This is a genomic window from Desulfopila aestuarii DSM 18488 (assembly GCF_900143695.1).
Taxonomy (GTDB): domain Bacteria; phylum Desulfobacterota; class Desulfobulbia; order Desulfobulbales; family Desulfocapsaceae; genus Desulfopila; species Desulfopila aestuarii.
In genome coordinates this window covers 167,227-189,465 of sequence record NZ_FRFE01000002.1, presented here as the reverse complement: position 1 = coordinate 189,465, position 22,239 = coordinate 167,227, and the positions used below count along the sequence as shown (strand labels likewise).

20 protein-coding genes and 1 riboswitch are annotated in these 22,239 nt (G+C 49.4%); of the genes, 11 read left to right on the top strand and 9 right to left on the bottom strand.

Annotated features, from left to right (window positions below; all coding sequences use genetic code 11):
• The first annotated feature begins 38 nt into the window (after positions 1 to 38).
• The 5 genes from BUF15_RS02645 (at position 39) to BUF15_RS02625 (ending at position 5,711) form a co-directional block, all read left to right on the top strand.
• Positions 39 to 1,421 carry an acetate--CoA ligase family protein gene (locus BUF15_RS02645; protein WP_073611904.1) on the top strand — a complete coding sequence of 461 codons (1,383 nt, stop codon included), beginning with the start codon at positions 39 to 41 and terminating at the stop codon, positions 1,419 to 1,421.
• Positions 1,422 to 1,433: 12 nt separating this feature from the next.
• Positions 1,434 to 2,201 (top strand): enoyl-CoA hydratase-related protein, encoded by a 768-nt coding sequence (locus BUF15_RS02640; protein WP_073611903.1) that lies wholly within the window; start codon positions 1,434 to 1,436, stop codon positions 2,199 to 2,201.
• 52 nt (positions 2,202 to 2,253) lie between these two features.
• The gene (locus BUF15_RS02635; protein WP_159441213.1) at positions 2,254 to 2,679 is read left to right on the top strand and encodes a Zn-ribbon domain-containing OB-fold protein; all 426 of its coding nucleotides are present in this window, start codon (positions 2,254 to 2,256) and stop codon (positions 2,677 to 2,679) included.
• Between the two features lie 93 nt (positions 2,680 to 2,772).
• The gene (locus tag BUF15_RS02630; RefSeq protein WP_073611901.1) at positions 2,773 to 3,954 is read left to right on the top strand and encodes a thiolase C-terminal domain-containing protein; all 1,182 of its coding nucleotides are present in this window, start codon (positions 2,773 to 2,775) and stop codon (positions 3,952 to 3,954) included.
• 221 nt (positions 3,955 to 4,175) lie between these two features.
• The gene (locus tag BUF15_RS02625; RefSeq protein WP_073611900.1) at positions 4,176 to 5,711 is read left to right on the top strand and encodes a tetratricopeptide repeat protein; all 1,536 of its coding nucleotides are present in this window, start codon (positions 4,176 to 4,178) and stop codon (positions 5,709 to 5,711) included.
• 67 nt (positions 5,712 to 5,778) lie between these two features.
• On the opposite strand, the gene BUF15_RS02620 is transcribed toward BUF15_RS02625, so the two are convergent.
• The 4 genes from BUF15_RS02620 to BUF15_RS02605 are packed head-to-tail and all read right to left on the bottom strand — an operon-like array spanning position 5,779 to position 9,028.
• Complete coding sequence (locus BUF15_RS02620; RefSeq protein WP_084553398.1) at positions 5,779 to 6,597, bottom strand: beta-keto acid cleavage family enzyme; 819 nt, start codon at positions 6,595 to 6,597, stop codon at positions 5,779 to 5,781.
• Positions 6,598 to 6,616: 19 nt separating this feature from the next.
• On the bottom strand, positions 6,617 to 7,576 hold the full coding sequence (locus BUF15_RS02615) for a DODA-type extradiol aromatic ring-opening family dioxygenase (RefSeq protein ID WP_073611898.1): 960 nt from the start codon (positions 7,574 to 7,576) through the stop codon (positions 6,617 to 6,619).
• A gap of 13 nt (positions 7,577 to 7,589) precedes the next feature.
• Entirely contained in the window at positions 7,590 to 8,063 is a 474-nt protein-coding gene (locus tag BUF15_RS02610) for a nuclear transport factor 2 family protein (RefSeq protein WP_073611897.1), read from the bottom strand.
• Positions 8,048 to 9,028, bottom strand: a complete 981-nt coding sequence (locus BUF15_RS02605; RefSeq protein ID WP_073611896.1) for a fumarylacetoacetate hydrolase family protein — start codon at positions 9,026 to 9,028, stop codon at positions 8,048 to 8,050. The genes BUF15_RS02610 and BUF15_RS02605 overlap by 16 nt, the downstream gene beginning before the upstream one ends.
• A gap of 290 nt (positions 9,029 to 9,318) precedes the next feature.
• On the opposite strand from BUF15_RS02605, the gene BUF15_RS02600 reads away from it, so the two are divergent.
• A complete protein-coding gene (locus BUF15_RS02600) occupies positions 9,319 to 9,870 on the top strand; it encodes an NADPH-dependent FMN reductase (protein ID WP_073611895.1) in 552 nt (183 codons plus the stop codon).
• Between the two features lie 24 nt (positions 9,871 to 9,894).
• Here the strand turns inward: BUF15_RS02600 and BUF15_RS02595 are convergent, their stop codons facing one another.
• Positions 9,895 to 11,415, bottom strand: coding sequence for a sigma-54-dependent Fis family transcriptional regulator (locus tag BUF15_RS02595; RefSeq protein ID WP_073611894.1), 1,521 nt, complete (start codon positions 11,413 to 11,415; stop codon positions 9,895 to 9,897).
• Positions 11,416 to 11,628: 213 nt separating this feature from the next.
• On the opposite strand from BUF15_RS02595, the gene BUF15_RS02590 reads away from it, so the two are divergent.
• Both BUF15_RS02590 and BUF15_RS02585 read left to right on the top strand, forming a co-directional pair.
• Positions 11,629 to 14,628, top strand: coding sequence for a molybdopterin-dependent oxidoreductase (locus BUF15_RS02590; protein WP_073611893.1), 3,000 nt, complete (start codon positions 11,629 to 11,631; stop codon positions 14,626 to 14,628).
• On the top strand, positions 14,625 to 15,467 hold the full coding sequence (locus tag BUF15_RS02585) for a 4Fe-4S dicluster domain-containing protein (RefSeq protein ID WP_073611892.1): 843 nt from the start codon (positions 14,625 to 14,627) through the stop codon (positions 15,465 to 15,467). Before BUF15_RS02590 ends, BUF15_RS02585 begins: the two co-directional genes overlap by 4 nt.
• 78 nt (positions 15,468 to 15,545) lie before the next feature.
• Here BUF15_RS02585 and BUF15_RS02580 read toward each other — a convergent pair whose 3' ends face one another.
• The 4 genes from BUF15_RS02580 to BUF15_RS02565 form a co-directional block, all read right to left on the bottom strand.
• On the bottom strand, positions 15,546 to 16,754 hold the full coding sequence (locus tag BUF15_RS02580; RefSeq protein WP_073611891.1) for a molybdopterin molybdotransferase MoeA: 1,209 nt from the start codon (positions 16,752 to 16,754) through the stop codon (positions 15,546 to 15,548).
• A 3-nt stretch (positions 16,755 to 16,757) separates the two neighbouring features.
• On the bottom strand, positions 16,758 to 17,774 hold the full coding sequence (gene moaA, locus BUF15_RS02575; protein WP_073611890.1) for a GTP 3',8-cyclase MoaA: 1,017 nt from the start codon (positions 17,772 to 17,774) through the stop codon (positions 16,758 to 16,760).
• A riboswitch (molybdenum cofactor riboswitch) is annotated at positions 17,764 to 17,889 on the bottom strand. It overlaps the preceding gene by 11 nt.
• Positions 17,890 to 17,956: 67 nt before the next feature.
• The gene (locus tag BUF15_RS02570; protein WP_073611889.1) at positions 17,957 to 18,739 is read right to left on the bottom strand and encodes a cyclase family protein; all 783 of its coding nucleotides are present in this window, start codon (positions 18,737 to 18,739) and stop codon (positions 17,957 to 17,959) included.
• A 28-nt stretch (positions 18,740 to 18,767) separates the two neighbouring features.
• Positions 18,768 to 19,574: a cyclase family protein gene (locus BUF15_RS02565; protein ID WP_073611888.1), complete on the bottom strand. Its 807-nt coding sequence runs from the start codon at positions 19,572 to 19,574 to the stop codon at positions 18,768 to 18,770.
• A gap of 721 nt (positions 19,575 to 20,295) precedes the next feature.
• On the opposite strand from BUF15_RS02565, the gene BUF15_RS02560 reads away from it, so the two are divergent.
• The 3 genes from BUF15_RS02560 (at position 20,296) to BUF15_RS02550 (ending at position 22,117) form a co-directional block, all read left to right on the top strand.
• Positions 20,296 to 20,811, top strand: coding sequence for a universal stress protein (locus BUF15_RS02560; RefSeq protein ID WP_073611887.1), 516 nt, complete (start codon positions 20,296 to 20,298; stop codon positions 20,809 to 20,811).
• 121 nt (positions 20,812 to 20,932) lie between these two features.
• Positions 20,933 to 21,367: an FKBP-type peptidyl-prolyl cis-trans isomerase gene (locus BUF15_RS02555; protein ID WP_073612069.1), complete on the top strand. Its 435-nt coding sequence runs from the start codon at positions 20,933 to 20,935 to the stop codon at positions 21,365 to 21,367.
• Between the two features lie 357 nt (positions 21,368 to 21,724).
• Positions 21,725 to 22,117 (top strand): PaaI family thioesterase, encoded by a 393-nt coding sequence (locus BUF15_RS02550; RefSeq protein ID WP_084553395.1) that lies wholly within the window; start codon positions 21,725 to 21,727, stop codon positions 22,115 to 22,117.
• Positions 22,118 to 22,239: the final 122 nt, after the last annotated feature.

Sequence of the window (22,239 nt, the reverse complement as noted above, 5' to 3'; positions counted from 1 at the left end):
TCACTCTTGCAAACAGACGACAAAAGGACGGTGCTACTATGATGGATCTATTTTTTAAACCAAAATCTATTGCAGTCATCGGGGCCAGCGGTAAGCCCGGGAAGCTCGGTTATGTAATAGTAAATAATATTAAGGGCAGCGATTTTGCCGGCGACGTGTATCCGGTTAATCCGAAGTCTGATGAGATATTAGGCTACAAGGTATATACATCGCTCACGGAAATACCCGGCGACGTTGAACTGGTCATCACGGCTCTGCCAACCCCGAAACTCACGGTGGCAACGGTGGAAGAGTGTGCCCAGAAAGGAGTTAAGGCAATCATTATCGAGTCTGCCGGTTTTGCCGAGATGGGTGGTGATGGCAAAATCTATCAGCAGCAGATAGTCGATATCGCGAAAAAGAATAATATCAGGGTGATGGGACCGAACTGTTCCGGTATCGTTTCACGCAATATCGTCACCTCGATCTATCCCATGACCAAAAAAGTCCCAAACGGCAATGTTGTTCTTATTGGCCAATCGGGTCTTTTGGCCGCCGGCATGGCTTCGGATATTGTGGAAAATGAGAGCCTCAACATTAGCAAGGTCTGCTCAATCGGCAATAAGTGCGATGTCAATGAAAACGACCTGCTGGAATATTTCGGAGAAGAGGAAGGCGTCGATGTCATTTCCATGTATCTGGAAACCATCAGTGACGGCAGAAACCTGACCCGGATTGCCAAGAAAGTAGCCGCCAAGAAGCCTGTTATTTTCTTGAGTGGTGGTCGTACCGAGGCTGGTGCCAGAGCTGCTATGAGCCATACAGGCAGTATTGCCAGCAACGCTAAGATTGTCGAAGCCGCAGTCAAGCAGACTGGAATGATCATGGCTGATGATTTTACCGAATTGAAAGACTTCGCCAAGGTCTTCTCGACCCAACCGCTACCGAAAGGCAATCGTATTGCGGTTATCACCCTGGCCGGCAGTGTTGGGGTCAATGTTTCTGATCTCTGTGCAAGCCATGGCCTGGAACTTCCCAAGCTGACGGAAGCAACAACCGAGAAGCTGAAGGACATGTTCGACACCCCAGTATCAAACCCGGTTGACCTCTATTTTTCCGTAACCAAGATTGGTTTCACCAAGACCCTTGAAACCACTTTCCCAGACGCTTTCAGAGATGACAACATCGACGCTGCAGTGCTCATTCTTGCCGGGTTCGAATATACCCAGGAAGCGGTGCAGAAGAAAATCATCCAGAAGATCGTTCAGGATGTCGGTAAACCGGTCGTTGTCTGTATGATCGTTGGCTACAACAAATATAAAAACGTCATTATGGACGAAATGGGTAAGGAAATACCGGTGTTCCCGTCATTGATTTCGGGAGTCAAGGCCCTCAGCAAACTCTGCGAATACGGTATCCGCCGGCAAAAACAATCAGCCTAAAGGGAGAAGGGCATGGTTTACGAGAATATCATTTTCGAAAAAGAAGAGAATATCGCGGTCATTACCTTCAACCGTCCCGAGGCGATGAATGCCCTGAACAACCAGACCAGGGCCGAATTTCGTGACGCCATTGGTGCAGTGGCCGCCGACGATGAGATCAAGGTGCTCATTCTTACCGGTAGCGGTAAATCGTTTGTTGCCGGCAGTGATATCAAAGAGTTCAACAAGACCACCCCTTATGCTGCTCACAACATTATGCGGCTTGGCGAGATGGTGGAAAAACTTGAAAAACCTGTCATCGCAGCGGTGAACGGATTTTGTCTTGGCGGTGGCTGTGAAATCGCGATGGGCTGTGACATCATCATCGCTTCGGAAAAAGCCAAATTTGGTCAGACCGAAATTAACATCGGCATTATTCCAGGCGGTGGCGGTACCCAGCGGCTTCAGCGGCTTATCGGTGTCTGCCGAGCCAAGGAGTTGATCTATACCGGTGATATCATCCGTGCCGAAGAAGCAGACCGAATAGGATTGGTCAACCGTGTGGTGGCAATGGATGAATTGATGCCCACCGCCAAAGAGATGGCCAGGAAGATTGCCACCAAGAGCGCCGCTGCCCTTAAACTTGCCAAAACCGCAATCAACCGTGGTATGCAGACCAATTTGGAAAGTGGTTTGAAATACGAGTATGAACTCTACAGTATTTCTCTCAGCCTGGAGGACAAGGCAGAAGGTGTCAATGCTTTCATTGAAAAGAGGGCGCCGAAGTTTGTCGGTCGTTAACAGATTTTTTTCTTAAATTGGATTTCAACGAAGGAATAAAACGATGGAAAACATGGCAAATAAAGTAGCTCGTATACCAAATTTAGTAGACTGGTCCACCGGCGAAGTCAGATTGATGGGTGCAAAATGCAACTCCTGTGGAACATATTTCTTTCCAAAGGAGCACTATCAGCATCGTCCCGACTGCTCGCGCGAGGGTGTGGAGGATGTGCTGTTTCCCAAAAAAGGCAAGCTGGCAAGCTACACTATTCAATACTATCCGTGTCCTGCACCTTTTAAAACTGAGAACAAGATTACCCCTTACGGTATCGGTCTGGTGGAATTTGAAAACGAAAAAATTCAGATTACCGGCATTATCACAGAGACTGATCTGAAAACGCTCAAGATCGGAATGGAAATGGAAACGACCATTCTTGAGATGTTTACCAATGAGGAAAAACAACAAGTGGTAACCTGGGCGTTTAAAGCAGTCAAATAAGATGGAGAGTTTTACTTGGCCATCCTTGAATTTGCGGGTTTATGAAACCATCAAGTAATCGATAATGCTCAAATACTAAAAGGGATAATGACAATGAGAGATGTATATATAATTGGAACCGGAATACACCCCTGGATGGGTTTCTCTGAGAAAGTATTTGCAGATTTCGCGGCAGTGGCTGTTGATAATGCCTTGAAAGACGCACAAATAGAATGGAAAAAAATCCAGGCGATTATGGCCGGTATCTTTATCTATGGCGGTAATGCCGGTCATCTTTCCGGCCAATATCTTGAGTCCATTTTTGGTGAGACCGGCATTCCGGTAGTCAACGTATACAACGCCTGCGCGACAGGATCTGCCTCTATCAGAATGGCGTATAACAGTATCGCGGCCGGCGAGACCGATACCGCCCTGGCCTTTGGTGCAGATGTCTCGCCGAAAGGCTTTCTGACCGCTAAATCTGACAACGCCGTTCAGGACCGCGACGTTATCAGGTGGAAAATGGGTGGTTTGCCCAACCCGATTTACTGGGCGCTGGAATGCCGAAAGAGAATGGAGAAATACGGCACCACCGAAGAAGACCTGGCAATGGTCAAGGTTCTGATGAGTGAGTATGGCTCAAAAAATCCGGATGCGCGTTTTAAGAAGCAGTACACTCTGGAAGAAGTACTGAAATCCGTTTATGTCTGTGATCCCCTGAGACTCTATGAGATTTGTCCGGTAAGTACCGGTGCTGCTGCGGTGATTGTTACCGCTGACCCGGAACTGATCAGTAAAGCCGATAATCCTGTAAAAATTAACGCAACTACCATGGGAAGTGCCATCTATGGTGACCCCACCATCCGCATTTCTGCACTCTCCTGCCCGGCGGTTCCTGAAGCTCCCATGCTCAGTGAAAGCTACTCGGCTTCACGACAAGCCTATGAAAAATCGGGTATCGGTCCAGAGGATGTCGATATTCTCGAATTGCCTGACAACAGCTCCTGGCATTATCTGGTGTACCTGGAAACATGCGGGTTCTGCAAAGAGGGCGAAGCCGATAAGATGTTGCGCGACGGTATGACGAAAATCGGTGGTAAACTGCCGGTAAATCCAAGTGGTGGATTCTCTTCACACGGTGAGGCGCTTTCCGCTCAAGCTCTCTGGCAGGTCATCGAATGTGCCAACCAGCTGCGCGGCCGTTGCGGTGCTCGTCAGGTGGAAGGGGCCAAGGTCGCCATGGCCCAGACGTATGGCTTGATGGGCAACAGTGGAACCACTATTATGTCAATTTAATACACGTTTTCCCTGAATCTTCTCGAGTGAGAAGATTGAGGAAGTCGTGATTGAAAACATTTGAATGGTGAAAGGGCCTGTATCATCAATTTGATGCAGGCCCGTTGTTTTTTTCGTGTATTACAGGTCATTTTCCTGTTTTCTGTTATTGAAAATGATTTGCAAGAGTAGTCACCCTACAATCCAGGGATAGAACGAGAGCTATTACGAGGAGCTGCCTCATGGCTGATAAATGGAACGACTTGAATCAACGAGCAATAGAACACATGCAGCAAGGGGAGTTGCAGGAGGCTGTCATGTTTGCGTTGCAGGCCCTCGAGGAGGCCAGGAAAGCGCATGGTGAATTGCACCAGAATGTTGCGCTCAGCTTAAATAATCTCGGAGAGCTGTATCATATGGTTGAGGAGTGGGACGAGGCAGAGAAGGCTCTGTTGGAATCCGCCAGGGTGATTGAGTCCATACACGGGCAACAATCCCTGGAGTTGGGGGATACATGTGTAAATCTTGCCGAGATGTACATTGGCTGTCAACGATTTGATGAAGCCGAAAAGAAAATGGAGCAGGCTGTAGAAATCTATGGTCATCATCAGAAAGAGGACCCAACACTGCTGCCGCAGTCATTGAACATGTTGGCATCTCTCTATCTGGGACAAGGCAAGGTGGAGCCGGCAGCGGTTCAGCTTAAAAAGGCTCAACATCTTCTTGAAGACTCTTTGGGAAAAGACCATCCCGCCCTTGGCACCATTCTGAAAAGCCTGGCTGTCATTGACAGACAACGTGGCGATTTGGATGCTGCCGAGAAAAAGCTTCGACGGGCTATGGTTATTTATGAAAACAGTATAGGCTCGGAGCATCCTGAGTTTGCTGGCATCCTCGCCCATATCGCTGAGGTGTATTTTGCTAAAGGGCTGATCGGAGCCGCTGAACCCCTCCTGAAGCAGGCGGTCGAAATCTATTCGGCCACCTTGGATGAAGATCCTGTAACAGGGGCGGCGATGGATAGACTGGCCGCTCTTTACGCTGCTACCGGTCGAACTGAACAGGCGGAGTCGCTTTTTCAGAAGGTTATCGGGATCTACACCTCTTCACTTGGCAATGACCATCCTGCGCTGGCAGAAGCTCAGAACAGTCTGGCAGAGATTTTCCTCAATTCCAAACGAATCGACCAGGCATTTCCGCTTCTACAAGCATCGCTTGAGGCGAGGGAGAAGAGCCTTGGGGCCACTCATCCTGCTGTTGCTCAGTCATTGAACAATATGGCTATTATCCATGATATGAAGGGAGAGCAGACACTTGCCCTGAAACAGCACCAGAGAGCGCTGGATATTCGTAAGGCTGCCTTTGGTGAGGAGCATCCGGCAGTTACTCAATCTCTTGAGAATATGGCTGCCATCTACAGGGCTCAGGGCAAGCTGGATAAAGCCGAGTCTATGCTGGAGCAGTCCCTGGCTATCTGGGGAAAAGCACATGGTGCCGAGCATCCGGCCACGGCCCAGAGCTATCACAATCTAGCCACCCTCTATATCGATTCAGAGAAATATGACAAAGCCGAAGAGGCGCTTTTGACCTCCAAAAGAATCCTTGAGAAAAACAAGGATGAAAATGCCATGCATCTGGCAACGGTTTTTGAGACCCTTTCAGGGCTGTATTACCGGCAGAACAAACTGACTGAGTCCAACGAGTATGCTGCCCGTGTCCAGAAAATACGAAAACCTGAGCAGATGAGTCGACAGCAGGGGACTGGTCCGCTGCATTAAGTCCGTTTAGTATATAGCCCGCTGCTCACAGTTTGACTGACAATGATTGTGGGTTATACAGATCGCACTAAAGTCCATGCAGTGATTCAGCAAAGTCTTTATCGCCCGGTGTTCGCCCGGCTTTTTGGGCGAGACCAGCGGTAAGTTGAATAAGAGCCGCATTGTTAGCAGCTGGTGAACCGTCCGGCAGGCTGTGGTTATTCTCAAATCCGATCCGGGCGTGCCCTCCCATCTTTGCGGCCTGAGCTGCTGTAGTATGTTCAGCCTGGCCAAACGCACATGCCATCCAGTGGCTTTTTCGTTTGAGGGCTGCAACATAGTTCTGCAGCTCATGACTGTTTGCACCAACCTGGCCATACCTGCCCAGAACAAAGAGCAGCAGATGGCTTTCTCCAGGGATTACGCCTTCGGTACAGAGTGTTTCGTACCATTCAACATCAGCAGGACTATAGAGAATATACTGCGCTAAAACGCCGGAACGATGCAGAGCAGAAAAGAAATCATGACCAGCAGCATAGTCATTTTCGTCTTTCACAAACTCACGCAGACCGCAGGAGAGGCAATGGGGCGCCAAACGTTTCATCTGCTCAATCTGTTCATCTGACTGGTATCTGCCTGCTGCTTCGGAAGAAACCTGAAGCAGCATATGCTCACCAACTGCCGCCTCCAGCTCCTTTAATACCGGGCCATATATTGTATGATCCAGGGTATGGTTGCCATACTTGTCGCGAACATGAAAATGCATCATGCTCGCTCCGGCTTCGATACAATCTAAGGCAGTTTTGATTAACTCCCTTGCGCTGAGAGGCAATTCGGGATGATCCAGTTTTGTCTTTCTGGCGCCATTTGGCGCAACCGCGATCAGCATTGGTGCAGTGGTCATCATTCTTCCCTACGTCACATTTTCAGTCTGCATAGACAACCCCTGCTGCAATACCGATTTCAGGCATGACGTCATAAAAACTTATTTGTGGGGATTTTCCTCCAGCCTTCCTATGGGCTGCAGCTGCGGCAATCCACGCATGGAGTTCCATAGAACCGATACCGGCTTCCGCAATCAATGCCTCTTGATCCCAGGTATCATATTCATCGAGTTTGTTTTCTTTTAGTGTATTTAAAAATCGCCAGTCAGCATCGGCATTCAGAAACATCTGGGCAGGTGTACGTTCTCCTCGAACAATCATTTCAGCTCCTTCATGGTGCATGTGGAGCAGGCGTTCGAGCCACTGCTGTTTGCTAAGCGATTTGGGATCGTCTCCGCCTGAAATTTGCCAGGCCTCAACCGACTCTTCAGCCTCCCCCAAAGCCGGGTAGTATCGTCTTGGGTGATGGGACATCCCGCCAGATGCAAGAAACAGCACTCTTTTTCCAAGCCGTGCACAAAAACGGGCAACAGCTTCTCCAAGGAGGCGTGACCTGCGGAACGGAACATACGGCGGGTTGATGCAATTAATGAAGATGGGAATGACAGGTCGAGCCGATATTGAGCCAAGCATCAAATGGAGGGTCTGGGAAAAAGCATGATCTACAGTCATTCTGTACGATACGGAAGGGTCCATACTTTGCTTGCGCAGATCAGCAACAAGATCTTTTGCCAGGTCTGCCGGAACATCCAGATGGCCTGGAAAACCACCAATATCACCAACAGCAGTCGCCTGGAATCCAACACAAAACGATGGCATCATTTTAAGAAAAAAACCGTTGAAATGGTCTGATCCAAAGGCGATGACCAGTTCAGGATCAAAAGCAGCTATCGCCTCGCTCTGAGTGGTGAGCGCATGCTGCAGTTCATCCCATCTGTCTGGCTCCCTTTTGTAGCAGTACAACAAAGGGCTGTGTGATGCACATATCAATCTGGAATTCATGATAGTATCTCCACTAATGGTTATTCACAAGGCCTACTGGTCCCGTATTATCTGGCGCTGTAAAAATCCTTTCAATGTGTCGTTTTCTGATCCGCCACCTGCCGTCTGAACAGTATTGATATTCATCTATAAAATCAGCGACAAGAAAAGGTGTTGCCGGAGATATCGGCGGTAAACCGTCACAGGCAAAGGTCATACACACACTTCGCCCGTCAGCCTCTACAGGACTTCTCATTGTGATTTTGAGGCCGGTCTGCATATGTCTTGAAGTACGCTCGCCTTTTCTCGTTCTATCTGTAAAGAGTCTGCGGATTTCATCTCTGCCGCAACTGCGTCGAAGACCGTGGCTGTACCTGGCTTCTTCGGTGAAAAGTTCGACCAGTTCATCAATCATATTACAATCAAGATAATGACAAAAATCCGCATTTAAAGATTCAATGGCCAGCCGGGTTTCAAGACGCTCCAGTCGTTCTATTTGAGTCTCCATTTGCCTATTGTCCTCTGTTCAACAATGATGGGATTGCATTGGGTTCCAAGCTTCTCAATGCTGATCTCGACGGGACCGCCGGTTACCAGGAAATTTGCCTGGTGAATGGACTTTCTGTTTGCAGAAGGTTTAAAGGCGGTGCCGCAGGAGATCACGTCTCCTGGGTTGAGGGTTTGAAATTGGCTGATAAAGCTTAAAATTTCTGCAACTTTATAATTGTAGTAGCATGTATTATCCTCTGCAACGGTTTCCCCGCTCACCTTGCAGGTCACTGCCAGATTATCAGGATTTTCAACTTCGTCTCTGGTTACCAACCAGGGACCAAGTACCCCGAAGTTATCCGTGCCCTTGTATCGCCCTGCATATGAAAGATGCTGTTCACGCTGCTCTATTTTGTTCGGATCATCTTTGGCAGCATACAGGGCCTGATAATGAAAGAGGTCGGCGGCCCGCATTTCATTGCCGGTAATATCGTTAAAAATTGAATAGCCGTAAATATACTCCAGTGCATCGGCAGCATCCACATCTCGGGCTTTTTTGCCAATGATCATGGCGAGTTCCGGTTCCGGATGCATACTGCCATAATAGCTTCGCATAACCAGTGGCTGACCATGTCCCACAAGGCATGAGGCGGGTTTGAGGAAGAATGCAGGATGTTCAGGTGCTGAGATCTTACGGCTGTTACTTGCCGAATTGTTCAGAGCTACACCACATATTTTACCGGGACGTGGAACAGGAGGCTGCCATACAACCTCGTCGTCAGGGATTATTGCTGAGCTGCTTGCTGTCTCCAACGCTTTTCTTGCTAACGCTAGTCCATCACCGCCTAACCTGATGTAATCAATCATATTGGTTGGGAGGTCGTTGAGGAGAGGTAAAGCAAGAGCAAGGTCAACAACTTGGAATTTATCATTTATTACCCCAATGCGATCCAGATTGCGGTAGTTGAAACTCACCAATTTCATCTTACACGTTCCTCCTTGCTGGTTGTACTACTTGTCCTGCATCGGTCTTCTCTCATCTTCAGGGAATATTCTCAGGGCGGGGAATGTGGCCATCAGGCCACGAGGTTTAACATCTCTACAAAAGCCAAAGAACGTTGAAAACGCCTTGCATAATAAATTGCATGCAATTATCTATTTATAATTATGATTCTTGAAAGAATCCAGTAGAAAGGACGAAATCAATACGCAAAACGATAACGGGCTCTACTTCATTGATGTTCATGAAGTTGCTGGCCGTGAAGAGGAAGGTTATGAAATTACTTGGAATAAGCGGAAGTCTAAGAAACGGGTCATTCAATACCAAACTGGTATATGCTGCAGCCAGACGTTTGCCGAAAGGGGTCGAATTCAGTTTCGTCAATTGCGCTGATTTGCCACTCTACAACAAGGACCTGGACCTTGAGGTTAAGCCGCAAGCAGTGCAGAATCTTCTGGATTCAATCTTGGCAAGCGATTGTCTGTTGATCGCCTCACCAGAGTATAACTACAGCATCCCCGGAGTTCTGAAAAATGCTCTGGATTGGGTATCCAGGCCTGCGTACAAGTCGGTGCTTGCCGGAAAGCCTACCGCAATCGTCAGTGCCTCCATTGGCCCCGTCGGTGGTGCACGCATGCAGGTGCATCTTCGAGATGTACTTTCAGCAACGTTGACTCCGGTAGTACAGGCACCGCACTTTCTCGTGCCACAGGCTCAGGAGAAATTTGATGGCGAGGGTAACCTCGTTGATGAAGATACTGGCCGTCGTCTTGAACGATATATACAGGATTTTATTGTTTGGGCTGAGTCCTTGTCGGTTCGATAACGGGCACATATTATCAGGGATTTGTTAACGGCCAAACTGTATGCCAAGCTTTTGCATACGGTTACGGAGTGTGTTGGGATGAATGTCAAGCAGGGCGGCGGCACCATCCCTGCCACTTATTTTTCCTCCCGTGAATGAGAGAGCCTGTCCGATATGGTGACGGATTGCCTCGTCAAGTGGCACAATAGTACCTGTGCTCTGCAACAGGCCTTCTTTTACCGTTGTGGCCTGCTCCCCCTGACGTTGAAAATGCAATGGCCCCTGCCTGTGCTGGATAAGAGAACTCTCAATGACATTTTCCAGTTCTCTGACATTGCCTGGCCAGCTGTGGCGTGCGAGCCCGGCAATGGCATAGGGGTCTACTTGCGGCGCAGGATGGATGCCAAGCATTCTTGATTTTTTCTCAATAAAATAAATGGTCAACGGTCCGATATCTTCCTGGCGTTCCCGCAGTGGCGGAATGGTGATGGGGAACATGTTTATCCGGAACCAAAGATCCTCTCGGAATGTGCCATCTTCCACCATCTTTTGCAGATTCCGATGTGTGGCGGCGATAACCCGAATATCAAGTTTGATAGGGGGAGAGCCACCGACACGTTCGATCTCCTGGGTCTGCAGCACACGCAGGAGGCGGATTTGGGCCCAGGGGGGGAGCTCTCCGATTTCATCGAGAAATATTGTCCCTTTATGGGCCCGCTCGAACCGGCCCCGTTTCTGACTGACAGCTCCGGTGAACGCCCCTTTCTCGTGGCCGAAGAGCTCACTGTCTATTAGGTCCTCGGGGATAGCACCACAATTGACCTTGATGAATGGTTCGTTGCAGCGTGGTGATAACCGGTGAATGGCGTTGGCGACAACTTCCTTGCCTGTACCGGTTTCACCCATAAGCAATATGGTGTTTTTCAGGTGGCTGACTTGCTTGACCTTATCCATAACTTCCTGTAGGCCGCCCTCCGCGCCGATAACCTCGTCGCCGGATCGGGAGAGCAATTCGCTGCTCAGGTAGCGGTTATCTGATACTAATTTTTCCTTGAGTTCAATAAGTTCCTGGTGCTTGAGGGCATTAGCCATGGCGATGGCAAAGGGTTCTCGCAACTGCGCAAGCCGGGCCGCATCCTCCTCGGTATACATATTGGACCCTTTGGCAAAGAGGTCTATCACACCAAGCCGTTGTTTTTCGATAAAGAGCCTCAAGGCGATAAAGCTGTGGTTGTCAAGGTCCAGCTCTTTAGTGATCACCCGGCCCATCGGGTCCTTCTCCGGTTCGTTGATAACCAGATAGTTCTGCAGTCTTCGGCCGCTCTCGATATCGTGGATCAGGCTGTCGGGGAGGGTTATGGATTTTTCGATCTTTCTGCCGCCGGTATGATCAGCCATGGCAACGTATCGGATAGAGCCTGTACTCGGCTCATAAATATTGAGGTACATGGCATCGGCAGGCAGGACGTTTCTCAGAAACTGGAAGGATCTCCACAGAGCAACCTCGACGTCCAGACTGCTACAGATCAGCAGTGTTGCTTCTTTGAAAAACAGGTTGTCATCCATGCTTCGTCATCCTCGTTACCAAATGTGGTGAATTGTTATGTCTTATTACCGTATATGGTAAAAGTATACACCATATACGGTAATAATTGCATGTTGAATTTGATAACATGCTGAAAATATATGGCAATTGTTGTGGCGTAAAACTTGCATTCCTTTTCATTATCTCATAATGGATCTACTCACCATCTCGCTTCAGGAGGCACGTTGCATGTCATGCTGAATCTATTTTCTCCAGCCGCAAAAAACGTATCCGGGTTGTTTCTTAAGGCGATGCTCAAGAGCTTGCCCGCTCTTTTCAGACTGAAAGGCTTGCGTTACACATCTTTTAGCCGGCGATTGGCAGAAAAGAACATAAGCGTTCTGATTTCTATCAGGGATTGTGGAATACAGACAGCCATGCGCTTTAAGGATGGCAAGGTTTCAGCAGCGAAACTGTGTGAAGAGGATGCCGATGTCCATTTCATTTTCAATGATTGCGCTACGGTGATCAAGCTGATGTCCAAGCCGGGCAATTACCTCGGCATTCTTAATGCCATGAAGAATTTTCGTGTGGATGTCCGTGGTCCTGACCAGGAGGTGATCTGGTTTGTACAGACGCTCAAACTGTTGTCACCCGGTGATGGGACAATTGCCTATGGAACGGACCTGGGTGGTGGTGTAACCCGCTATGTCAATAACACCAATGGCGGCCCGGTATTTGTCCATGTGAAAGACGGACGAATCCTTCGGATTACCCCCATTCAATTTGATGAGTCGGATGGTGCGTCGTGGACAATACACGCAAGAGGACGATCGTTTACTCCGCCACGTAGGGGCACAATTAACCCCTATGTGTTTGGTTTGCGCTCCCTGATTTACTCAAAAGATCGGCTGTTGTACCCGATGAAACGTGTTGATTTCAACCCCGATGGCGAACGCAACCCGCAGAATCGCGGCAAGTCAGGTTATGAGCGGATCACCTGGGACGAAGCGTTGGATATCGTTGCCGGGGAAATTCGCCGGGTCAAAAAGGAACACGGACCGGGAGCAATTTTAAACAGCAGCGGTTCGCATCACACCTGGGGCAATATCGGTTACTGGTTGAGTGCCAAGACCCGCTTCATGAACTCCATTGGCTCCAGCCATGTTGTCCATAATCCGGACAGCTGGGAAGGGTGGTTCTGGGGTGCAATGCACCATTGGGGTAATTCAGTCAGAAATGGCGCTTCTGATACCTACGGCACCATCGAGGATTGCTTGAAAGAGGCGGAAATGATCGTCTTCTGGTCAAGCGACCCGGAGTCGACCAGCGGGGTGTATGGTGCTTTCGAGGGCACTGTTCGCCGGCAATGGGCAAAATCGCTGGGGATCAAGATGGTCCACATTGATCCCTACTATAACCACACCGCTGCCCTGCTTGGTGGTAAATGGATCGCCCCGCGCCCGGATACCGGCAACGCCATGGCTCTTGGCATTGCCTATGTCTGGATTACCGAGAATCTCTATGATCGTGAATATGTAGCCGAGCGAACCACGGGTTTTGAGAAATGGCAGGCGTATATTCTGGGTGAGACCGACGGTATTCCCAAGACACCGGAATGGCAGGAAGCCGAAACCAATGTGCCGGGCCGGGTAGTGCGATCGCTTGCCCGCCAATGGGGCAGCTGCAAAACGTATCTCTCTCCCGGCGGCCTTGCCGGTTTTGGCGGTGCTTGTCGTTGTGCCACAGGTATTGAATGGGCGCGTTCCATGGTCTGTCTCATGGCGATGCAGGGGCTCGGCAAGCCCGGCGTCAATGTGGGTTGCCTCCAGCAGGGTGCTCCGGTTGACACCCATTTTTATTTTCCTGGCTATGCAGAGGGTGGTTTTTCCGGGGATTTGGATAATACCGGTCTGCGTTTAAATATGTACCAGCGCATGCCGCAACTTCCCTCGATGAACCCGGTCAGTCAGATTATTCCACGACTGCGCATTCCCGAAGCGATCCTCGGTGAATCTGTAGAAGGCTATCCAACCGACCCCAAGTCGATTGAAGGTCAGTTCCGGAAATTCGGCTATCCGGCTCCGGGCCACTCGCCGATTCACCTTTATTATAAATATGGTGGTTCGCACTTTGGGACCATGGGCGATTCAAATCGTTACGCCCGCGCCTATCGGAGCGACCGGCTTGAATTTGTGGTCAACCAGTCCATCTGGTTTGAGGGCGAGGCAAAGTTTGCTGATATCCTTCTGCCGGCATGTACCAACTTTGAACGATGGGATATCGGCGAGACAGCCAACTCCGGCGGCTACAGTCATCACCAGTTCATCCAGTGGAATCACCGCGTCATCACCATGCAGCATAAATGTATCGAACCCTTGGGGGAATCGCGTTCAGATTACCAGATATTTCTCGATCTGGCGGAACGGCTTGGCCTCGGCAATCTCTTTTCCGAAGCAATGACCGAGCTGGATTGGTGTCGACGTCTGTTTGATGGAAGTGATCTGCCGGGCAGGGTGAGTTGGAAACAGTTTTTGAAAAAAGGCTATTATGTGGTCCCGGCACCCGCCGAAGCCAATCGCGCCCCGGTTTCATGGCGCTGGTTTGCCGAAGGGAGAACAAAGGATGTGCCTGAGCTGGCGCCGCTGCCGGCCGATTATACATCACAATGGCGAAAAGGGTTGCAGACCCAGTCGGGCAAGCTGGAGTTTGAGTCGTCGAGCCTCAAACGATTTGCCCCGGACGATCCGGAACGACCGCCGCTGCCTACCTATATCCCTTCCTGGGAAGGGCATCATACCAAAGAGCTGTATGCCAAATACCCGCTGAACCTGATCTCGCCTCACCCACGCTACAGCTTTCATACGATGTTTGACGGCAAGGATTCGATTATCAATGATGTACGGGATCATCGGCTGCTGATCGACGGCTATTACTATTGGATTGTTCGAATGAACAGGGAAGATGCCCAGCGCAGGGGGATTGAACATAACAGCCTGGTAAGGATGTTCAATGACCGGGGAGAGGTGGTTCTGGCGGCGCAGTTGACCGACCGGCTCCCGCCCGGAACGGTACACTCTGCCGAAGGTTCAGCAATATATGAACCGCTCGGTGAGCCGGGTGCCTCTCCGGATCGAGGCGGCTGCATTAATGTGCTGACACCGAGCAGGAATATTATCACCCGCTCGCATTCGACCCCCTCCAATACCTGTCTGGTCCAGGTCGAACCGTGGAGACCGGGAGGAGAAGCATGAAAAAATACGCATTCATTATCGATATCGGCAAATGTGAAAACTGCCACAACTGTTTTCTTTCCTGTAAGGATGAGCATTGCGGCAACAACTGGCCGGGATATAGTACATCCCAGCCGTTACATGGGCATCGCTGGCTGAATATCCGGCAAAAAGAGCGTGGTGTCTTCCCGCTTATCGATATCGCCTATCTGCCGCAGCCCTGTATGCATTGTGATGATGCACCCTGTGTCGCCGCTGGCAACGGGGCTGTGCAGAAGCGAGAGGATGGGATTGTACTCATCGATCCGGCAAAGGCGCGGGGACGAAAGGAACTGTTGGCTGCCTGTCCGTATGGGGCCATCTGGTGGAACGAGGAAGAGCAGGTTCCACAGAAATGTACGTTATGCGCCCACCTGCTCGATGATGGCTGGTCGGTGCCGCGCTGTGTCCAGGCCTGTCCCACCGGGGCGCTCAGTATTTTTCATGGAGATGAGAGTGAACTGCGGCAGAGGGTTGTTGACGAAGAGCTGGCCATTCTGCCGGAAGCTGCAAAACTCAAAGGGCAACCACAGTGCTATTATAAAAACCTGTATCGCTACAGCCATAGCTTTATAGCAGGCTCCCTTGCGGAAAAAGTTGGAGAAATTGAAGACTGTGTGATCGGCGCTACTGTGCGTCTGAAGAAAAATGCGGAAGTTGTGGCAGAGCAGGAAAGTGACGATTTCGGCGATTTCAAGTTCGATAACTTGCCGGAAAATAGTGGCGACTACCAGATAGAGATCGTAAGAGACGGTATGGTGGTCAGAGAATTGTCGATCGACGTAGTGCAAAGCTGCTCTGTCAGCACCATTATTCTCTGAACATCTTTTACTTGAATCTGAAGGGCCAATGAATGAAATGGCCCTTCAGATTATGGCTATCTGATGATTCCTTGCGGCTTAAAACACAAAAACATCCGCCAGTTCTCCGGCCTGCAGGCAGCAACCAGGCTCTATCGCAATATAGCCATCGGCTTCGACAATGGAGGTGAGCATATGCGAACCCTGCCGGTCAATGGGCCTAAAGCTTGGTGCAGCATTGGGTTCGTTTGTGATGTCGACGCGGATAAAATCGGTTCGTTTGCCAGTATTGGCAACGGGGACCTCGGCAACCGCAGATGTTACTGTCTTGAGGAGTTCTACACCCTGGAGAGCTGCCAGGCTTGGCATGACGAAATTTTGAAAACACATGAATGCAGAAACAGGATTACCCGGTAAACCAAAAAGCAGTGTTCTGTCACGTTTGGCTACATAGAGAGGCTTTCCTGGCTTCTGGCGGATTTTCCAGAACAGTTCCTTAAAGCCAACCTGCTCAGCTGCCGCTTTGACATGATCATGCCGGCCGACGGAAACACCGCCGGAGCAAAGGATGATATCGCTTCCGTTTGACAGGGCTTCTGTCATCTGGGCAATGGTCGAGTCGAGATCATCTCGTACATGCAGGCACTCGACCACCTCAGCTCCCGCCTCAAGAATAGCACTTTGCAGCATTGGTGCATTTGAGTCACGCACCTGGTACGGCTTGATCTTACCATCTCCATGATGGGCAAGTTCGGTGCCGGTAATAAAGAGAGAAACCCTTGGCTGTGCATATACAGGTATGGAGGAAAGGCCTACCGCAGAGAGCAGAGCGATCTGCCTGGCCTTTATCACCTGCCCCTTATGGAGGATTCTGGCACCGGCAGGGAATTCTTCACCCATATACCGAACATCTTGTCCTCTTTTTTTGCAGCGGAGTATCAATACTGAATCCTGCACCTCTTCGGTATCCTCAACTCGGACCACTGTGTCAGCTCCATCAGGAAGCATGGCACCGGTGCTGATACGTATCGCTTCTCCTTCAGCCACGGTCTTACAATATGGGAGTCCGGCCTGACTCTCACCGGCTATCTTCAGTAAGACCTGGCCCGTTTCCTCGAGATTGCCGAGGTCGGCCCAGCGGACAGCAAAACCGTCCATTGCCGAACTGGTATACCGAGGAGATGGTTCTGGCGAGAGAAGGTCGTCGGCCAGGCGACGCGAGAACGCGTCTTGTAAAGGTAACTGTACTATCCGTGGATGTGGCAGGTTCTCTTTGAGTATATGTAACGCTTCATTTACAGAAATCATCTTTCACCCCCCAATGGTTGCCATTGAGTTTTCACATTTCCCTGGTCGTTGGATGGCAGCCTGATGTCCATCGGGCTGCTTGTTCCAAACTGCTGCTGTTATCTGTTTGCCGATTTCAATATTGTCTGCGCCTTCGCGTAACAGGTCTCGTAAATTGAGAATGCCATCGTCGTAGAGGCAGTTTTTCATGAGACCGGTAGGTGTGATTCGCACTTTATTGCAGGAACCACAGAACTTTCTCGATTCACCTTCTATGATTCCGAGGCTCCCGAAATAACCATTCATGGTATAGATTTTTGCTGTTGAAATATCTTTGGCCTCCATTTCAGTCAGGCCGGGGAAGAGTCGCAGCAGCCGTAAGTTAAGTGGCTCAGATTGTTGCGACTGACTCGGGACAAGTGCGCCAGTAAACGGCATGAGCTCAATAAATCTGACAGTTATTGGATTGTCTTTGGCGAGAGAGGCCATCTGCACCAGCTCGTCATCGGTGGTGTCTTGCTGGACAACAGTGTTCAGTTTCAGGGGGATTCCCAGCTCCATTGCCATATGAAATCCAGACAGAACGGTTGCCAGCTTGTCTCGTCTGGTAATGTGGGCGAATCGATGGGTGTCCAGAGAGTCGAGGCTGAGGTTGATTCCGCCGATGTTGATCTTGCGCAGCCTGGGGAGATGTTGCACCAGTTCGGTACCGTTGGTGGTAATCCGCAGATCAAGTTTTGGATGCTGCAGCCTCAGCTTCTCCATGAATTCCAGGCAATCCCTTCTTACAAGCGGCTCGCCGCCAGTTATACGGATTTTATTTATGCCCAAGCCAATAAAAATATTACTTAGACGCTCCAATTCCTCATAGGACAGGATCCTGGCATGGGGAAGAAATTGCACACCATTTTCCGGCATACAATACCTGCAACGCAGGTTACAGCGGTCCGTTATAGAGAGTCGGAGATAGGTGACACACCGGCCATGCTTGTCGCTGAGGCGGGGGAGAGAGAACAGGCCATTGCTGAGAGGTGCATTCATGTGGACTCCTTTACGAGCATCGGAAGGTTGTACCGTTTCCAGTGCAACCCTATCGGCCGGAGACCATAGTCTTTGTAAAGATCGTAGGTCTTGTGGCTCGGAGTTATAGTTTTGCATGTGAAGAGGTCGTTTGAACAAGCCCCTTCACATGTTTGCTGCGTTGATATAACTTTTGGTCGAGGCTATAGCCCGGTTTCGAAACGGAAGGTCTGGTCCGGATCGATAACGGCAAGTACACGCATGATGCAACCGTCACCTCCGGGCCAGCGCCATGGGAAGGCCATGAAAAAGCAGCGCTTGCCGGTTACTTTGTCAAGATCACCACCGATGTTCTCGATACCTGGGATGCCGCCCTTGACCATCAGGGTCTTGTGGGCCGGTTCCCAATCCGGGAAATCTTCCTTGGGGTCTCGACCGGTTACAGCCTTGTATTCCTCTATAAGATGAGGTTGGGAGGGTCCAAGACCGTGATCCACCAGTTTGGTGGCGATGGGATGGTCATTGGCCTGGCATCCGTAGCCGACACATTTTACTTTTTTATCGACCAGCCATTGGGCACCAGCTCCGGAAATACCGCACCCATAGGCAAAATAGTCATCACAGTCCGCCCACTTATGATGGAAACCGGTGTTGATCATGACGATATCGCCTTCCTGGATCTGCGGGCTGGCTTTTTCAAGATCTTCCGGTGTTATTACACCCCATTTCTCTTTGGGGATGGATACCGCAACTCCTGTACCGACAAGCCGCCAGGAAGGATAACCGTTAATGCAGGGTGTGTTTTCGGTAACATGAAGTGGCGCGTCCATATGGGTGCACCGGTGCATGATTCCGTCCCATCTGACCTGATACACACCATCTTTGGCGTGAAACTTGTCGACAGTGACATTGACCCCGGGGGTTGATGGCCACTCCGGCATGTGCTGATGAAATGGATGGCTTAAATTATATATTTCAAGAGTCATATTCTTCGCTCCTCGACATTGAAGGTTGTTATTTTCCGCTATCGATCCGACATTTCCCGGAAGGATCCACCATCGCCATGAAACGGACTGGGCACGCATCGCCGTGTTCAAATTTCCATGGAGTTGCTGCAAAGGTGGCTCGTTTTCCATTCAGGATGTCGACATCTCCACCAACCTGTTCAATGGTTGGTATTCCTGCTGCGAGAAGTGTCTTGTGGGCGATATTCCATTCTGCGTGTTCCTTCAGTGGATCCAGACCGGTGGCATCCTGATAGGCTTTTGCCAGCCGTTTCATGGTGGGGCCACCGCGATGCGGACCTAATGAAGTGGCCAGAGGGTGGTCAACCTGAGGCATATCGACGGCAACCAGTTTACAGTCTTTGGCAACCAGCCATTCGGCAGCATCCTTCGACAGCCCGGGAGATTCACCATAATATTCGATGGCGTCAGAGTACTTATGATGCCATCCGCAGTTGATGACGACGATATCACCAGACTGTACTGCCGGTTTGGCAGCTTCAAGGTCTTTGGCTGTGATAACTTCATATTTTTTCTTGGGGATATGCAGTACAACACCGTTGCCAAAAAAACGATCGACAGGAATGGATGCGAGGTCAGCGGCTCTCTGGACCAGATGCAGGGGGGCGTTCATGTGGGTCCCGGTATGCATGACGGTATTTATTCTATGAGCTAATACACCGTGCTGGGCAAATTTTACTGAACGGAACATTTTCACATCATCCTGGCCAGGATAGGATGGCACACCATGGCCCCATTCATGACTAAGTTCGATCAGTTGTAACCCACTGTACGGGTCGGTTGTGACTGCTGTCATAATTCTCTCCCTTGGTTCGGCCACACTTTTTGAGGTGGCGGAGTCTTATTGATCGATGAATACAGTAACTTTCGTGAGAGGCCTTCCAGTTATGAGGCCAACTGTAATGCGATTATGATGCTTAAGTGGTAAGGATCCGTTGCCAGCAGAGAATTTTTTCGACATCTCTTGCGATTGAACGACATCTTTCGTACTTGGGCGGGCACGATTCCAACCAACGCCCTAATATGAGTGCATGTTGGCATATTGTACGAAGCCGGTTCTTCTCAACCTTACTGCCTGCAAATCACTCTACCGTACTGTATAATTACACCCTGGGTCTCATGTGTCAAGATATATTACATGTAAAATTAAATGTTCTTTATTCTTGTACAAAAGTAATAATAATAATATTTTATCGTCTTAATGTCTCGGATGACAGGTGTCACTCGCCTAAGTTGTCTTGACATGGTTTAGGGCGTGGCATATATTTGTGCATGGAAAGTGGCAGGTTACATCGGCAAGAGGGATCCATTAATTCTCGTCATATCAGAATAATATGACAATAAGTCGGTATTTTTCGCGTTATCTGAAACATCAAGGTTTTCTCATTATTCTCGTGAATAGAGAGGTGTTGCATGATAAATCGTGTGCAACGATGGGCCGCCGGGAGATATGATAACCACATTGCAGTCGTTCGTATCGTCGAACTGTTCATTCATTAAAATCAAGAGGCATCAACATGTTGAAACCTTTAAACGCAATCCTCTTTGCCACCGATCTGACACCCAATTGTCAGGAAGCGTATGAATTTGCCATATCGCAGAGTCTACGTTTTAAGGCTGTTGTTTATATTCTCTATATTATTGAGGCAATGCCTGAAAATGTTGAAGGAAGGATTAAGGGGTTGCTGGGACGGCATCGCTGGGAAGACATCATTGAAGCAAAGAAAACCAATGCTCAGAAATCGTTGACAGGGAAAATCCGAGCGAGTCATCTGCTAACGGATATACATGACTTTTGTGAGATTACCGGGGTCGGTGATGATGCCTGTCAATTTCAACCTAGAGAGTTGCTGATTAGCGCTGGTGACATTGCAGAAACGATTATAAAAAATGCCCAGGAAAATAAATGCGATCTGATTGTTCTTGCAGCTCGCAAGGGGATTATGTCACGTAACCTGATCGGGAATAACATCAAAAGCGTGCTCAAGCAGTCACCGATCCCAGTTACAATTGTTCCAACGAACAATGGCTGATAAAGATCAGGCCGCTGTGAGCTTTCAAGAAGATTGAAGCGCCGGAGCGCGGGTCTTCAAGGAAGACGAAATCGTGAATTTTCTCAGTTCACATCACCATAAGGAATGCATGGAAAGCCATATGACAACTGAAAATGTGATCGCGGAAAGAGGCAAATCTGTCACGATACGTTACACCATCATCCTGGAAGATGGCACCAGAATCAGGGAAGGAGCAACAAAGCCTTTGACCTTCAAGATCGGCGGAAGAAAAATTTTGCCGGCCTTGGAGGAGGGGGTTGTCGGTATGCGGGTCAATGAGGTAAAGCAAATTCCGGTCAGTAGTGAGCAGGGGTATGGAAGATACAAAGAGGAACTTGTCATAAAAGTTGATCGGAAGATGTTTCCCGATGATATCAAAATTGTACCGGGACGTACGGTCCAATATCAGAATAGGGATGGTGAGAGGGCTAATTTTGTCGTCCAGGTAGTTGAGAACGATAAGGTCGTTCTCGATGGTAACCACCCTTTGGCCGGGCAGAATCTGGTGTATGAGGTAGAGTTGGTGAGCCTGTAGCCCCGTAAGCGATTTAAAAGTAGAATTTTCCATGAATGTCTAGAGTGCGGATATACGGAAAAGGGCAGTGTGATACACTGAGTTGGCAGTCTTTTTCGTATTTCCGCTATCCGCAGTTAACTGACAGAAGAGTTTCCAGTTTTCGTCCGAAAGCTGAACTTTGAACAGATCACGGATCCGTCCTCACAATTCTGTAGCGATTCATCATCCCTATCGTGCATAGTGCAGATTTGGTACGCCAAAGCTTTTTAATGAGTTTACGCAGAGGTGTGAAATCGCAAACAGGGCCAATCATATACAACCGTTATGTTTTTTTTGAGCGGTTGTCTGTAAATTTCAACGGATATGCAACACGTTATGGATACTGAATTTGAACAGGTCAGCCACACAGGTTTCATGCAACACAATGGTGGTATGTTGTTTCGCAAAATTTCCGAGTTGGAATATCAATTTAAGACCACGGTGCAGGAGTACCACCTCAATCCCGGTGGGATCACGCATGGTGGTTTTATCATGAGTCTTCTGGATTCGGGACTGGGCACGGCGGTGCATCGTTTACTGGCGCCCGATGCGCGAGCGGCGACTATATCGTTTGACGTGAAATTTATATCTGGATCCAGCAGTGGCGATGTGCTTTTAGGAACAGCCTGGGTGTTGAAAAAAACTCGATCTTTGATTTTTGTACGGGGTGAGATCTCTTGCGGGGAAAGGTTGATTGCCACGGCCGAGGGAGTTTGGAAAGTTCTATAGAACTATCTTGCTTGTGCAGACAGACGAGCAAAATTGCTGTTCGCTATGAAGCTCCGTGAAAGGTCTTTTTTGGGGGAAGGGGTGTAGAGGAGTTTGGGTATTTCAGCAATTTGAAGAACCAG

Coding starts and splice junctions, on each gene's coding strand:
- BUF15_RS02645 (WP_073611904.1), top strand. CDS start 39: ATGATGGATCTATTTTTTAAACCAAAATCTATTGCAGTCATCGGGGCC.
- BUF15_RS02640 (WP_073611903.1), top strand. CDS start 1,434: ATGGTTTACGAGAATATCATTTTCGAAAAAGAAGAGAATATCGCGGTC.
- BUF15_RS02635 (WP_159441213.1), top strand. CDS start 2,254: ATGGCAAATAAAGTAGCTCGTATACCAAATTTAGTAGACTGGTCCACC.
- BUF15_RS02630 (WP_073611901.1), top strand. CDS start 2,773: ATGAGAGATGTATATATAATTGGAACCGGAATACACCCCTGGATGGGT.
- BUF15_RS02625 (WP_073611900.1), top strand. CDS start 4,176: ATGGCTGATAAATGGAACGACTTGAATCAACGAGCAATAGAACACATG.
- BUF15_RS02620 (WP_084553398.1), bottom strand. CDS start 6,597: ATGATGACCACTGCACCAATGCTGATCGCGGTTGCGCCAAATGGCGCC.
- BUF15_RS02615 (WP_073611898.1), bottom strand. CDS start 7,576: ATGAATTCCAGATTGATATGTGCATCACACAGCCCTTTGTTGTACTGC.
- BUF15_RS02610 (WP_073611897.1), bottom strand. CDS start 8,063: ATGGAGACTCAAATAGAACGACTGGAGCGTCTTGAAACCCGGCTGGCC.
- BUF15_RS02605 (WP_073611896.1), bottom strand. CDS start 9,028: ATGAAATTGGTGAGTTTCAACTACCGCAATCTGGATCGCATTGGGGTA.
- BUF15_RS02600 (WP_073611895.1), top strand. CDS start 9,319: ATGAAATTACTTGGAATAAGCGGAAGTCTAAGAAACGGGTCATTCAAT.
- BUF15_RS02595 (WP_073611894.1), bottom strand. CDS start 11,415: ATGGATGACAACCTGTTTTTCAAAGAAGCAACACTGCTGATCTGTAGC.
- BUF15_RS02590 (WP_073611893.1), top strand. CDS start 11,629: ATGCTGAATCTATTTTCTCCAGCCGCAAAAAACGTATCCGGGTTGTTT.
- BUF15_RS02585 (WP_073611892.1), top strand. CDS start 14,625: ATGAAAAAATACGCATTCATTATCGATATCGGCAAATGTGAAAACTGC.
- BUF15_RS02580 (WP_073611891.1), bottom strand. CDS start 16,754: ATGATTTCTGTAAATGAAGCGTTACATATACTCAAAGAGAACCTGCCA.
- moaA (WP_073611890.1), bottom strand. CDS start 17,774: ATGAATGCACCTCTCAGCAATGGCCTGTTCTCTCTCCCCCGCCTCAGC.
- BUF15_RS02570 (WP_073611889.1), bottom strand. CDS start 18,739: ATGACTCTTGAAATATATAATTTAAGCCATCCATTTCATCAGCACATG.
- BUF15_RS02565 (WP_073611888.1), bottom strand. CDS start 19,574: ATGACAGCAGTCACAACCGACCCGTACAGTGGGTTACAACTGATCGAA.
- BUF15_RS02560 (WP_073611887.1), top strand. CDS start 20,296: ATGTTGAAACCTTTAAACGCAATCCTCTTTGCCACCGATCTGACACCC.
- BUF15_RS02555 (WP_073612069.1), top strand. CDS start 20,933: ATGACAACTGAAAATGTGATCGCGGAAAGAGGCAAATCTGTCACGATA.
- BUF15_RS02550 (WP_084553395.1), top strand. CDS start 21,725: ATGGATACTGAATTTGAACAGGTCAGCCACACAGGTTTCATGCAACAC.